This is a genomic window from Actinophytocola sp. KF-1, from assembly GCF_054661535.1.
On the sequence record NZ_BAAFVK010000008.1, the window covers coordinates 440243 to 453756 of the forward strand.

Genomic DNA, 13514 nt, shown 5'->3' on the forward strand with positions numbered 1-13514 from the left:
GGACGGCGGCCTACGTGGTGCGGGCGGCGGCGCGTTCCGTCGCGTGCGCGGGGAGGTCGCGGTTGCCGGTCTGCCGGTAGGTGTGCAGGGTCAGCTCCGCGATCCGCCCGCCCGCCAGCCGCGCGGTGTAGTGCCCGTACACGACCCACGTGTCGCCGCCCGGTGCGTCGTCCAGCCAGTGGTGGGCGATCACGTGGGTGTCGAGGATGTCGCCGGTCGCCTCGACCGGGCCGGTGAGGTGCTGGGTCGCGGTGTAGCCGAGCATGAGCGGCCGCCACCGGGCGACGAGGTCGTCCGCCGCGATGGTTTCCGGTTCGCCGCCGAACAACGACGTGTAGTCCGTGCGGACCTCGTCGGTGAAGGCGGCGCGCAGCGTCGTCCAGTCGTGGGTGTCGATGGCGTGCAGCATCCGGGTCAGCACGGTCACAGCGTCCTCCTGAAGTGCCGGTCCGCGGCGTCCACCGCCTGCGCGACCTGTTCCGGCTGGTCGTAGAAATCGGTCTGGGCGCCCCGCGCCCACACGAGATCGCGCGGGCCGGCGAGGCGGTCGTGCACGGACTTCGCGTTGGCGGGCAGCACGCAGTCGTCGCCGTGCACGAGCAGCGTCGGCGCCGACACGCGGTCGGCCGCCGACAGGCCGTCGAAGGTGAGCCAGTACAGCCAGCTCGCCTCGGCCATCTCGTTGCGCCACGACGGCACCGCGCCGCGGGCGGCGTCGGCGTAGTAGTCGAGTTCGAGGAACATGCCCGCGCGGTCGTTGCCGCTCTCGTAGGCGGGCACGACCGGCATCGCGCCCGTGCGGCGGTACTCGGCGAGCGCCGCCTCGGCCCGGCGCACGCGGTCGGTCACGCCCGCCGCGCCGCCGTAGAACGGGGCCACGGTCGCCGTGTCGTGGTACCAGCCCGCGACGCTCACGAACGACGCGATCGGCGCACCGCCCGCGATCGCCGCGAGCGCGTACTGGGCACTGGCGCACACGCCGAGGTAGCCGACGCCGGGCCGGACGTACGACAGCGACGACACGTACCGGGCGGCCGCGGTGATGTCGGCGATCTTGCGCGACGGCACCTCGAGCTGCCGGGGTTCGCCGCCGCTCTCGCCGAAACCGGCGAAGTCGAACGTGAACACCGTGTAGCCCCGGGCGGCGAGCGCCCGGGCGTAGTGGTCGGCCATCTGCTCCTTCACGGTGAGCCAGGAGCCGGTGACGATCACGGCGGGCTGCCGGTCGAGCAGGTCGTCGGTGTCGCGGTGGACGGTCGCCGCGAGCGGCACGTCACCGTCGAAGAACAGGTGGGGAGAAGCGGTCACGGCCGCGATCGTCACACGCCGCCGCGCCGCGGGGAGGGTCGAATCTTGCGCACCTCGCCGGGCCGCACCCCGAGGTGCGCGGTGAACGTCCGGCGGAAGTGGCTGACGTTCGACAGCCCGACCGCGTGCGCCACGTCGGGCACGCTGACCGAAGTGGACACCAGCACGCGCAGCGCGCGGTCCATCCGGCGCGCCGTCACGAACTGGTGCGGCGCGAGCCCGGTGGTCGCCTTGAACGCCCTGGCGAAGTGGAACGGGCTCAGCCGCGCCACGGCGGCGAGCGCGTCGAGCGTGAGCGTGTCCCCGAGGTGCGCGTCGACGTACTCCGCCACCCGGTCGACCGCCACGCCCGCGAGCCCGCCGGGAGGCGGCGACTCGCGGCGCAGGTGCGCGGCGAGCCGGTGCGCGAGCGTGCTCGCCGCGACGTCGGACAGGACGGCGCCCGCGACGTGCGCCCGCCGCAACACCGACGCGACGCCGAGCACCGTCCCATCGCGACCGGCGGTCACCGGCACCGGCTCGGCATCCCTCAGCAACCCGGGTTCCAGGTAGATCTCGAGCGCCTCGGTCAGCTCCCGGATGCGGTTCCACACAATGGGTTCCGGCCCGGTCACGAACACCGAACCGCTCGCGATGTCGCCTTCGACGGTCCGGCCGCCGACCTCGTACACCGCGCCGCGGTGCTGCGAGAACGACACCCCGACCTGGTCGGTCCCGGTCCGGGTCGCCCCCTCGTGGGCCGGGAGCCAGTTGTACTCGGTCCGCATGCCCGGCCACCGCCGGACATCGGTCCACCGCTGCTCGATCCGCCTCCCCATCGTCCCCAGTGTACGTGCGCCCCGCATGCGGCAAGATCGGTTCCGGGCCACCCCGCGGTGCGTTCGCGCGCGTCGACGTCAGCGCACGCCCTTCATGAGCGCGCGGATCCACGGCGTCGCGACCGCGAGCAGCAGCCCGAACACCACGGCGACACCACCGATCGTGAGGAAGTACGGCGCCTCGTCGTGCGGGTCGTAGTGCTTCGCGAGCGTGCCCGCCAGCGCGGTGCCGAGCGCGATGGACAGGAAGTTGAGCGCCACCATCTGGGTGCGGAACGCCTCCGGCGCGAGCTTGGTGGCGAGCGACAGCCCGACCGGTGAGAGCAGCAACTCCGCGACGGTGAACAGCAGCAGGATGAACACCAGCGCGAGCAGGGGAGTGGTGTTGCCGGCACCGCCGGACCACGGCAGGAACGCGAGGAACGCGAGTCCCATCAGGACGGTGCCGAGCGCGAACTTGACCGGGCTGGACGGTTGCCGCGGCCCGAGCCGGGTCCACAGCGCCGCGAACACACCGGCCAGCAGGATGATGAAGACCGGGTTGATGCTGTTGACCCACGGCACCGGCATGTCCCAGCCGAACAGCGAGCGGTCGAGCCGCTGGTCGGTGTAGAGGATGACGACCGTGAACTGCTGCTGGTACAACGAGAAGAACACGAAGCTCGCCAGGAACAGCGGGATGAAGCTCACCACCCGGCTGCGTTCGACCCCGTCGACGCGGCGGCTCGTGAGGATCACCGCGAAGTAGGCGACCGCGGCCACGACGATCACCACGACGGTGGCGGTCGACAGGTTCGCCGCCGTGATCACGCCGGTCAGCACGAGCACGACGACCAGCGCGACGGCGCCCGCGGCACCCGCCGCGACCAGCGGGCGCCGGTGCGCGGGCAGCGGGTTGGGCACGTCGTTCGACGCGGGGCTGAGGTTGCGCCTGCCGAACACGTACTGGACGAGGCCCGCGGCCATGCCGATCGCCGCGAGCCCGAACCCGACGTGGAACCCGAGCCGCTGCTGGGCGAGCCCGGTGAGCAGCGGCCCGGTGAACGCGCCGAGGTTGATGCCGAGGTAGAACAGCGAGAACCCGGCGTCGCGGCGTTCGTCGTCGCGGCGGTAGAGCGCGCCGGCCAGCGACGTGGCGTTCGCCTTGAGCCCACCGCTGCCCAGCGCGACACAGCACAGCCCGGCGCCGATGCCGGCGAAGCCGGGGAGCAGCGCGAGCGAGACGTGCCCCAGCATGATCAGCACCGCGCTCGCGAACAGCACGTGCTCCGAGCCGGCGACCCGGTCGGCGAGCCACGCGCCGACGATCGTCGACAGGTAGACCAGCCCGCCGTACGCGCCGACGATGCTCGCCGCCGTCCCCTCGGGCAGCCCGAGCCCGCCCTCGGCCGCCGTGTAGTACAGGTAGATCGTGAGGATCCCCTGCATGCCGTAGAAGGAGAAGCGTTCCCACATCTCCAGCCCGAACAGCGTGCCGAGGGCTCTGGGGTGGCCGAGGAAACCGCTGTCCCGGCCGGTGGTCGCCGGTTCGGTCCGGCTGTGCATGGGTTCGCTCCTCACTCGAGGGTGATGACGACCTTCACGTCGTCCTCGTGCGTGGCGAAGGCGTCGGCCGCGGCGGACAGCGGCACCCGGCGGGTGATCATCCGGTCCAGCCACGCGAGGTCGGCCGCGGCGAGCGCGTCGGCGGCCTGCCGGTAGTGCCGGAGGTTCGCGTTCACGGAGCCGACGACGACGTCGTTCTCCAGCACCAGGTCCCGGTTCACCGCGCCCGCGTCGACCCGGATGTGGCGGCCGGCCGCGGACACGCCGGTGAGGCAGACGACGCCGTAGGCGGCGTTGTGCGCCAGCACGTCGAACACGACCTGGCCCGCGCCGGTCGCCTCGATCACGACGTCGGGCTGGAGCCGCCTGGCGACGTCGTCCGCCGGTTCGTGGTGGTAGGTCGCGCCGAGGTCGGTGACCAGGCCGGGCTTGGGGCCGTCGGTGACCCGGTCGAGCACGTGGACGTCCAGGCCGCGCCGCACGCCGAGCAGCGCGGCGAGCAGCCCGATGGGTCCCGCGCCGGTGACGAGCACGGTGCGCGGCTCGAACCACGACCGCGCACCGACCCGCTCGACCTGCTCCCACGCCTTGGCCACGACGGTCGTGGGCTCCATCAGCGTGCCGACCGGTTCGAGGCGCGGGTCCAGCCGGACGGCGTACTCCGGCTCGACCCGCCACCGCTCGGCCGCGTACCCGTCGAGCTCCTTGATCCCGCGCTCGGTGTACCGGCCGTTGCGGCACATGTCGAACTCGCCGTGTGCGCAGGCGCCGCACGGCACCGGATCCGGTCTGCGCACCACGCCGACGACCAGGTCGCCGGGCGTGAACCCGCTGCCGTCGGGCGCCGACCGCACCCGGCCGAGGGACTCGTGTCCCAGCACCAGCCGGTCCGCGCCGGGCGGCGCCCACCCGTACTCGCCGCGCGCGATCTCCTTGTCCGTCCCGCACACCCCGATCGCCAGCCCGTCGACCAGCAGCGCACCCGCCGCCGGTCCCGGCTCCGGCACGTCCCCGACCTCGAGTGAGTCCGCACGGCCCGGGGCCACCGTCAACGCACGCATGACAGGCGGCTACCCCGGTGCGCGCCGGCCTACGCCCCCGTACCGGGTGTTCCTTCCCCGCGGCCCCGTCAGTACATTGTGGACGATGACCGGTTGCGGACCGCGTGTCCGATTGCGCCCGTGTTCGGCACCCGCCAGGCGGCGACCGACGACATGCTCGCCGAGCTCGGCGGGCCCGTGCCGACCGGATCGCCGTGACCACACCGCCGAGCGGCTGAACCCCACCGGCGGCGCTGGGCGGAGCGCGTGCCGAGGGGCCACACTGGAGGTATGCGCTTCCGAGACCGCGCCGACGCGGGACGGGCGCTCGCCGCGCGCCTGGCGCACCTCCGCGCCGCCGACCCGGTCGTCGTCGGCTTGCCACGCGGCGGGGTGCCAGTCGCCGCGGAGGTGGCGGCCGCGCTCGGCGCGCAGCTGGACGTCGTGCTGGTGCGCAAGATCGGGGCGCCGGAACGGGAGGAGCTGGCCGTCGGCGCCATCGGGGAGGACGGGGTCACCGTCCGCAACGACGCCGTGCTGCGGGAGCTGGGCCTGTCGTGGGACGACCTCACCGACCGGATCGAGCACGAACGCGCCGAGATCCGCCGCCGCGCCGCCGTGCTGCGGCCGGGAGCCCGGCCGGCGTTGCGCGGCCGCACGGTGATCCTCGTCGACGACGGGATCGCGACCGGCGCCACCGTGGTCGCCGCGTTGCGGGTGCTCCGGGACCTCGGCGCCGCGCACGTCGTGCTGGCCGTGCCGGTCGCGCCGCCGGACTCGCTCGCGGCACTCGCCCCGCTCGCCGACGAGATCGTGTGCCCGGTGACGCCGAGGCGCTTCGCCGCGGTGGGGCAGTGGTACGACGACTTCACGCAGGTGCCGGAGGACCGGGTGCGCACGCTGCTGAACTCACTACCCTGATCACGTGGCACCCTCCGGCGCGGACGTCGACCTGCTCAAGAACGGTCCGGTGACGCTCTACCACCGGCACGAGGTGCTCGAGGAGACGGTCGCGACGCTCGCGGGGCTCGGCTACCTCGTGCACCGGTTCGACGCGCGTGCCTGGGGCACGCGAGCGGCGTTCGCCGCCGCCGTGCGGGAGGAGCTGGACTTCCCCGGCCACTTCGGCGGCAACCTCGACGCGTTCGACGACTGCATGCGGGACGTCGCCGCGTACGCCTACGGCGCCGACCGCGCGTCGGCGGGCACCGTTTTCGTGTTCACCGGCTACGACGCGTTCGCCGCCGTCGACGGGCGGGCCGCACAGGTCGTCCTCGACATCATCGCCGACAACGCGCGGGTCGGGCTGCTCCACGGCCACCGCATGATCTGCCTCGTCCAGTCCGACGACCGGGACCTCCGGTTCGCGCCGGTCGGCGCGACGCCGGTCGAGTGGAACCCCGCGGAGTCGCGGCACTAGGTGGCGCGCAGCGCGTCCATCAGCAGGTCGAGCAGCCGGGTGGTCTGCTCCGGTCCGGTGGTCACGAAGAGGAGCCCGACGAGGCCGGTGACCAGGTCCTCCGGTGCCACGTCGGACCGCAGCGCGCCCGCCGCCGCGCCGGCGTCGAGGAGGAGGCGGGCGGCGGCAGCCAGCTCGTCCCGTGCCTGCGCCGAGGTGATCGTGCCGTCGGCGACCAGTGCGCGCAGGGCGTCGGCCATCTCCCGCTTGGTCGCCATGTAGGCGGCGAACCCGTCCATCCACCTTCGCAGCGCGCGGTCCGGCGGCTCCTGCGCGAGCAGCTCGGCCGCGCTGTCGCACACGCGGGTCCGTTCGGCCCGGTACACGGCCTCGACCAGCGCCTCCCGGGTGGGGAAGTGCCGGTAGAGGGTGCCGATGCCCACCCCGGCCCCGCGGGCGATCGCGTCCAGGGACACCTTGCCCGCACCCGAGGTGAACGCCTCGCGGGCGACCTCGAGCAGGCGTTTCCGGTTGCGCTGGGCGTCAGCGCGTTCGGTTCTCGTCATGACTAACCGGAGGCTCCTCCGTTTCTGCTAGGCTCGAAGAACCGGAGGCTCCTCCGGTTCAGGTCCACTATCCCACGGGGGAACCCCATGTACCCAGGTGGCACGACAACACTGGCAGGCAGGCCGGTCGCCCGCGTCGGCTTCGGCGCCATGCTGCTGGCCGAGGGCTTCGGCCGCCCGGTCGTCGAGGAGGACACGGCGGTCGCGATCCTGCGCGCCGCCGTCGACGGCGGCGTCAACCACATCGACACCGCCCAGTTCTACGGGCCCGGCACCGCCAACGAACTGATCAGGACCGCCCTGCACCCGTACCCGGACGGCTTGACGCTGGTGAGCAAGGTCGGCGCCGAACACGTGCCCGGTGGCCTCGCGCTGGCCCAGCGACCGCAACAACTGCGCGCGGCCGTCGAGGCGAACCTGACCACCCTCGGCGTCGACCAACTGGCGGTGGTCAACCTGCGGCGGGCCGACGCCCCACCCGGCATCATCGCGGAGGGTGACCAGCGCGTCGACCTCGACAGCCAGCTCGCGGAACTCGCGGCACTGCGCGACGAGGGCAAGATCGGGGGCATCGGACTGAGCAACGTCAGCGCCGAACAGTTGCGCCACGCCCTGCCCGTCGGGATCGCGTGCGTGCAGAACGCCCACAGCCCGGTGGACCGGACGAGCGAGCCGGTCCTCGACCTGTGCCGCGAGCACGGTGTTCCATGGGTGCCGTTCTTCCCGCTCGGGTCCGCGTTCCCGGGGGCAGCCAAGGTCGTCGAGCAGCCCGCCGTGCGGGCGGCGGCCTCGCGGCTCGGTGTCACCCCTGCGCAGGTCGCGCTGGCGTGGCACCTCGCCCACTACGAGCACACGCTGCTGATCCCGGGCACCACCAACCCGGCGCACCTGAGGGAGAACCTCGCCGCGGGCGCCGTCGTGCTCGATGCCGATACCAAGGCTGCGCTGGACGCGCTGGTCTGAGGGTGGTGGGTGCCTTTGGCGGATGGGTCGTTTGCTTCGCGGACCCGGGTGCTGCGCGCCTTTCTCGCGGATCACGCGTGGCTGGGGGGACAGCGTCGTTCGCGCCCGCTTCGCGGGCCGGACGCGCAGCGCCCTGCGGTTCGCGCCATGACTCTTCGGGCATTGGCCCCGGGTGGCAAGCGCTGCCAAGCCGCGGTCGGGCCGTGTTCTGGTTGTCGCGGCGGCATTGTCAGGCGTCGTGGCCCGCTTCGCGGGCTGGGCGCGCAGCGCCCGGCCCCCTGCGGTTCGCAGCGTGTTCTTCGGGGCTCTGGCCCGGGGGAGTCGGCGCTGTCCGGCTGTGTTCACGAGGGCGGGTGCGCTGGCTGGTCGGCGTTGCGCCGAGTGGTCTTTCGGGCATTGTGATCCCCGCCCGCTTCGCGGGCTGGGCGCGCAGCGCCCCCGCCTCTGCCAGGCGCACGGGCATTAGCCCCGGGTGGCAAGCGCTGCCAAGCCGCGGTCGGGCCGTGTTCTGGTTGTCGTGGCGGCGTTGTCAGGCGTCGTGGCCCGCTTCGCGGGCTGGGCGCGCAGCGCCCGGCTCCTGCGGTTCGCAGGGTGTTCTTCGGGGCTCTGGCCCGGGGGAGTCGGCGCTGTCCGGCTGTGTTCACGAGGGCGGGTGCGCTGGCTGGTCGGCGTTGCGCCGAGTGGTCTTTCGGGCATTGGGATCCCCGCCCGCTTCGCGGGCTGGGCGCGCAGCGCCCGGCTCCTGCGGTTAGCAACGCGTTCTTCCGGCACCAGCCCGGGCCAGCCGTGCCAAGCCGCGGTCAGGCCCCGGCCCCGCACGCTAAAGCTGCCCCGCGTCCAGAACCTTCACCGCGGCCGCGCCGATCTCGTCCGACTCCGCCAGGTCGACCTCCGCGACGATCCCCCAGTCACCATCTCCCTCGGGGTCGTCGAAGATCTGGCGGACCTCCCACCGGTCCTCGTGTTCGGTGATCATCAGGAACTTGGGGCCGCGGGCGTCGGGGCCGGTGCGGATCTCGTCGTGTTCCTCGAAGTACGGCTCCAGCGCGTCCATCCACGCCTCGGTGTCCCAGCCGGCGTCCGCGTCCAGCGCGCCGAGGTCGGCGTAACGCCGTGCGGCGGCGAGCTGCACCCGGTGGAACAACGCGTTGCGCACCAGCACCCGGAACGCGCGCACGTTCCGCGTGACCGCGGGGGCGCGCTCGTCGGCGTCCGCGGACACCGTGTCGTCGGTCGGGTTGGTCAGCTTCTCCCACTCGTCGAGCAGGCTGGAGTCGACCTGGCGCACCAGCTCGCCGAGCCATTCGATGAGGTCGCTCAGCTCCTCGGTCTTGGCCTCGTCCGGCACGGTCTGCCGCAGCGCCTTGTACGCGTCCGCGAGATAGCGCAGCACGATGCCCTCGCTGCGGGACAGCTGGTAGAACGCGACGTACTCGGTGAACGTCATGGAGCGCTCGAACATGTCCCGCGCCACGGACTTCGGCCGCAGCTGGTAGTCCGCCACCCACGGGTGGCCGCGCCGGTAGGTCTCGAACGCCCCGTACAGCAGCTCCTCGGCGAGCGGCTTCGGGTACGTGATGTTCTCGAGCAGCGTCATCCGCTCCTCGTACTCCACCCCGTCCGCCTTCATCGCCTGCACGGCCTCGCCGCGTGCCTTGTGCTCCTGCGCCGACAGGATCTGGCGCGGGTCCTCCAACGTGGACTCGATGACCGACAGCACGTCCAGCGCGTAGGACGGCGACTCCATGTCCAGCAGCTCGATCGCGGCCAGCGCGAACGGCGACAGCGGCTGGTTCAGCGCGAAGTCCAGCTGCAGGTCCACGGTTACGCGCACCGAGCGGCCCTGTTCGTCCGGTTCGGACAGCCGTTCGACGACGCCGGCGGACAGCAGCGCGCGGTAGGTCGCGATAGCGCGCCGGATGTGGCGACGCTGCGCCGGCCGGTCCTCGTGGTTGTCCTCCAGCAGCTTGCGCATCGCCGTGAACGCGTCGCCGGGGCGGCCGATCACGTTGAGCAGCATGGCGTGCGACACCGCGAAGCTCGACGTCAACGGCTCCGGCTCGGCCTCGACCAGCCGCTGGAACGTCGGCTCGCCCCAGCCGATCGAGCCCTCCGGTGGCTTCTTCTTCACCACCTTGCGGCGCTTCTTCGGGTCGTCACCGGCCTTGGCGAGCGCCTTCTCGTTCTCGATCACGTGCTCCGGCGCCTGCACGACGACGTTGCCGACCGTGTCGTAGCCTGCCCGGCCCGCGCGGCCCGCGATCTGGTGGAACTCGCGTGCCTTGAGCAGCCGCACCTTCTGACCGTCGTACTTGGACAGTGAGGTGAACACGACCGTGCGGATCGGCACGTTGATGCCGACGCCGAGCGTGTCGGTACCGCACACGATCTTCATCAGCCCGGCCTGCGCGAGCCGCTCGACGAGCCGCCGGTACTTGGGCAGCATGCCCGCGTGGTGCACGCCGATGCCGTGGCGCACCAGCCGCGACAGCGTCTTGCCGAAGCCCGCGGTGAACCGGAAGTTCCCGATCAGCTTCGCGATCCGGTCCTTCTCCTCGCGGGTGCACACGTTGATGCTCATCAGGTTCTGCGCGCGTTCCAGCGCGGCGGCCTGCGTGAAGTGCACGACGTAGATCGGCGCCTGGTTGGTGGTGAGCAGTTCCTCGATCGTCTCGTGCAGCGGGGTGAGGCGGAACGAGTAGAACAGCGGCACCGGCCGTTCCGCCGACGTGACGACCGCGGTCGGCTTGCCGGTGCGGCGGGTCAGGTCCTCCTGGAAGCGGGTGACGTCGCCGAGCGTGGCGGACATCAGCAGGAACTGCGAGTTGTTCAGCTCCAGCAGCGGCACCTGCCACGCCCAGCCGCGGTCGGGCTCGGAGTAGAAGTGGAACTCGTCCATGATCACGACGCCGACGTCCGCGGTCGCGCCCTCGCGCAACGCGATGTTGGCGAGGATCTCCGCGGTGCAGCAGATGATCGGCGCGGCCGAGTTCACGCTCGAGTCGCCGGTGATCATGCCGACGTTCTCCGCGCCGAAGACCTCGCACAGCGCGAAGAACTTCTCCGACACCAGCGCCTTGATCGGCGCGGTGTAGAAGCTGCGCTGCCCGTTCGCCATGGCGGCGAAGTGCGCGCCGGTGGCCACCATGCTCTTGCCGGAGCCGGTCGGCGTGGCGAGGATGACGTTCGCCCCGGAGACGATCTCGATCATCGCCTCCTGCTGCGCCGGGTACAGCGAGAGGCCCTGCTGCTCGGCCCAGGTGGCGAAGGCGTCGAACAGGGCGTCGGGATCGGCTTCGGCGGGGAGCACGTCGGTGAGAGTCATGATGTCACCGATCGTGCCATGTCCCGCCGCTACGAGGTGCGCCGGTCGATCCGTTCCCGCCTGTCCGCCGCGTCGTAGGAGTTCTGGCGCGGCACGGACGCGCCGAGCGGCGGCGGCTGGACGTCGCGCCACCAGCGCAGCGCGGGCGGCACCGGCCACGGCGGCATGAGGTCCGCGATCTCCTCGTGCACCGCCAGCGCCTGCTCGCACTGCACCCGCCAGGCCCTGGTCATGGCGGTCACGTCGTGCGGTGCGGACAGCAGCCGGTCGCCGAGCGCCAGTTGCGCGTGCAGCGAGTGCCGGTAGATCCCCTCCGGCGACAGGTCGCCGGGCACCTCGCCGCCGCACTCCGGGCAGTCGCACGGCCACCGGTCCGCCATGTCCGGGGTGCGCTCGACGATCCGGGCGAGCACCGCGGGTCGGTGGTGGCCGAGCAGCGCGGGCACGAACAGCCCGGACGTGGTGGCGAGCGCGCCGGCGTGCGCGCCGTGGCAGACCGCGCCGAGCGCGCCGATGTCCGACCGCAGCAGCACGACCGGCACGGTCACGGTCAGCAGCCGGACCAGGCCGCGCGTGACGTACCGGGTGCCGAAGGAGTCGCCGACCACCGCGACCGCGACCGGCAGGCGGGCGTTGTTCAGCGTGGCGACCAGCCGGTCGATCCAGGCCGGCACCGCGAACCAGCCCGCGCCGAGCGGGAGCGTGACGAGCAGTGGGGGTGGGTGGCCGCGTGCGTCGGCCAGCAGCCGGTGCAGTCCCGGCCAGTCGCCGGGGGAGAGGAAGCCGGAGTCGGTGAGGGCGACGAGGCCGAGGTCGTGCTGTTCCGCTGTCCACGCGCCGCGCAGTCCGGCGCCCGCGCGGAGCGGGTGGTTACCGCTGTAGCGGCCCGCGTCGCAGAGGATGGGACCGGTGTAGCCGATGCGGCGTAAGTGACGGACCGTGTGACGTGGCTTGGGGCCGGTCAGCACGAGCCCGGAGCGGTAACCGGTGGCGATCTCGGCGGCCGTGGCCGCCTGTTCCGGCGCGCACTGGACGAGTAGTCGGCGTAATAGGTCGTCGACCCTGGGCTGGGCCATGTCCTACACCGTGCACTGTGCGCTGCTCGTTTGTCACGCGTTGTCATGCCTCTGCGTGACAAAAACCCGCCGGATGGCCGCCTTTCGTTACTCGACGTGCTCGAACGGCTGCGCTAATGCAACGAGGATCTTGACGGGCCGGTCGCCGCCTGGTCTCATCTGCGTGAAACTTATTCACATTCGTGGCCGGTCGGGAGGCCCGTGATGTCCCTGCTCAAACGTTTCGTCGTCGCGGCCGGTGTGGCCGTCGCTGCCGCCGGCGCGGTGGTCCTGCCCGCGTCGGCGGCGGAACCAGCCGCCCTGCCCACGGCCGCCGTCGCGCTCGGCGACAGCTTCATCTCCGGCGAGGGCGGCGGGAACTACTCGGCCGTGACCGACGTCAACGGGGTCGCGCAAGGCTTCCCCGGCTGGTCGGCGGCCAACAGCAACGCCTACTTCTGCCACCGGTCGCCGAACGCGTCGCTGTTCCGCGCGACCCTGCCGGGCATCCAGGACCGGTTCAACCTCGCGTGCTCCGGTGGACAGCCGCACGACATCACCAGCCCGTCGGCGAACCGGGAGAAGGGCCGCACGGTCGCGGCACAGCTCGACCAGCTGCGTGGCGTGGCGCAGACCCACGACATCGACCTCGTCCTGGTCGGGCTCGGCTCGAACAACAGCTCGTTCACGTTCGGTGACGCCGCCTCGGTGTGCGCCAACCGCTTCATCGCCGACGCGTGGACCGGCTGGTGGGAGTTCTGGGCCGGTGACCCGCCGCAGGAGCCGTGCACCATCGGCGACCTCGCGACCGACGCCGAGGTGGCCGCCGCGACCACGGAGACCACGAACGCGCTGCGCGCCCTGCTGACCACTTTGGACCAGGTGGACGCCGACGGGCAGCACCGGGTCGTGTTCCAGGACTACACCAACCCCCTGCCGACCGACTACGCGCAGCGCTACCACGAGGAGGACGGCCGCGCGGACGACCGCGACAAGTTCCGCGCGCTGGGTGCCGAGCGGTACGCGGCCGGCTGCCCCGCGCACCGGGCGAGCCTGGCGGCGGGCCACCTGTTCTCGCAGGCACTGGGCCGGATCGTGCAGTCCGCGCACAGCACCCTGTCGGCGGAGTTCCCCGGCGACGACCTCGTGTACCTGAACGTGCAGGGCGCGTTCAACGGTGCGCGGCTGTGCGAACAGGACGGCAGCCCGGGCAACGCGCTCGCCACGCCGATCCGGTTGATGGACGGCCCGAGCGGGACATTCGTGACAGACCTCGCGGGCAAGGACAAGATCGCCATCCAGCGGATCGCGGGCACGTGCGTGGACTACTTCCAGACCTGCCAGGAGTCCTGGCACCCCAACGCCAACGGTTACGGAGTGCTCGGCCAGTGCCTCTCCGGTGCGGCGACGACGGGCAACCGGCAGGTGTCGTGCGTCCGACAGGGTGACGGGCGCGTGTCCGTCGGGTAGCGGTTGCTCCGTTCACGTGGGAATC

12 protein-coding genes are annotated in these 13514 nt (G+C 72.2%); 4 read left to right on the plus strand and 8 right to left on the minus strand.

Annotated elements, in window-relative coordinates; genetic code table 11:
* Positions 1–10: 10 nt before the first annotated feature.
* The 5 genes from ACYQ77_RS26000 to ACYQ77_RS26020 form a co-directional block, all read right to left on the minus strand.
* Positions 11–427, minus strand: a complete 417-nt coding sequence (locus ACYQ77_RS26000; RefSeq protein WP_459715732.1) for a nuclear transport factor 2 family protein — start codon at positions 425–427, stop codon at positions 11–13.
* Positions 424–1308, minus strand: a complete 885-nt coding sequence (locus tag ACYQ77_RS26005; protein ID WP_459715734.1) for an alpha/beta hydrolase — start codon at positions 1306–1308, stop codon at positions 424–426. Before ACYQ77_RS26005 ends, ACYQ77_RS26000 begins: the two co-directional genes overlap by 4 nt.
* An 11-nt stretch (positions 1309–1319) precedes the next feature.
* The gene (locus ACYQ77_RS26010) at positions 1320–2126 is read right to left on the minus strand and encodes an AraC family transcriptional regulator (RefSeq protein WP_459715736.1); all 807 of its coding nucleotides are present in this window, start codon (positions 2124–2126) and stop codon (positions 1320–1322) included.
* A 78-nt stretch (positions 2127–2204) separates the two neighbouring features.
* Positions 2205–3671 carry a peptide MFS transporter gene (locus ACYQ77_RS26015; protein WP_459715738.1) on the minus strand — a complete coding sequence of 489 codons (1467 nt, stop codon included), beginning with the start codon at positions 3669–3671 and terminating at the stop codon, positions 2205–2207.
* Between the two features lie 11 nt (positions 3672–3682).
* Positions 3683–4732 (minus strand): glucose 1-dehydrogenase, encoded by a 1050-nt coding sequence (locus ACYQ77_RS26020; RefSeq protein WP_459715740.1) that lies wholly within the window; start codon positions 4730–4732, stop codon positions 3683–3685.
* A gap of 270 nt (positions 4733–5002) precedes the next feature.
* Here ACYQ77_RS26020 and ACYQ77_RS26025 point away from each other — a divergent pair, with 270 nt between their 5' ends.
* Both ACYQ77_RS26025 and ACYQ77_RS26030 read left to right on the plus strand, forming a co-directional pair.
* Complete coding sequence (locus tag ACYQ77_RS26025) at positions 5003–5632, plus strand: phosphoribosyltransferase (RefSeq protein WP_459715741.1); 630 nt, start codon at positions 5003–5005, stop codon at positions 5630–5632.
* Between the two features lie 4 nt (positions 5633–5636).
* Positions 5637–6131 (plus strand): barstar family protein, encoded by a 495-nt coding sequence (locus ACYQ77_RS26030; protein ID WP_459715743.1) that lies wholly within the window; start codon positions 5637–5639, stop codon positions 6129–6131.
* On the opposite strand, the gene ACYQ77_RS26035 is transcribed toward ACYQ77_RS26030, so the two are convergent.
* Complete coding sequence (locus tag ACYQ77_RS26035; protein WP_459715744.1) at positions 6128–6676, minus strand: TetR/AcrR family transcriptional regulator; 549 nt, start codon at positions 6674–6676, stop codon at positions 6128–6130. The two genes, ACYQ77_RS26030 and ACYQ77_RS26035, sit on opposite strands and share 4 nt — an antisense overlap.
* 87 nt (positions 6677–6763) lie before the next feature.
* On the opposite strand from ACYQ77_RS26035, the gene ACYQ77_RS26040 reads away from it, so the two are divergent.
* A complete protein-coding gene (locus tag ACYQ77_RS26040; protein ID WP_459715745.1) occupies positions 6764–7639 on the plus strand; it encodes an aldo/keto reductase in 876 nt (291 codons plus the stop codon).
* Between the two features lie 820 nt (positions 7640–8459).
* Here ACYQ77_RS26040 and ACYQ77_RS26045 read toward each other — a convergent pair.
* Both ACYQ77_RS26045 and ACYQ77_RS26050 read right to left on the minus strand, forming a co-directional pair.
* On the minus strand, positions 8460–10964 hold the full coding sequence (locus ACYQ77_RS26045) for a DEAD/DEAH box helicase (protein WP_459715747.1): 2505 nt from the start codon (positions 10962–10964) through the stop codon (positions 8460–8462).
* A 29-nt stretch (positions 10965–10993) separates the two neighbouring features.
* Positions 10994–12040, minus strand: coding sequence for a hypothetical protein (locus tag ACYQ77_RS26050; RefSeq protein ID WP_459715749.1), 1047 nt, complete (start codon positions 12038–12040; stop codon positions 10994–10996).
* A gap of 204 nt (positions 12041–12244) precedes the next feature.
* On the opposite strand from ACYQ77_RS26050, the gene ACYQ77_RS26055 reads away from it, so the two are divergent.
* The gene (locus ACYQ77_RS26055; RefSeq protein WP_459715751.1) at positions 12245–13489 is read left to right on the plus strand and encodes an SGNH/GDSL hydrolase family protein; all 1245 of its coding nucleotides are present in this window, start codon (positions 12245–12247) and stop codon (positions 13487–13489) included.
* Positions 13490–13514 lie beyond the last annotated feature (25 nt).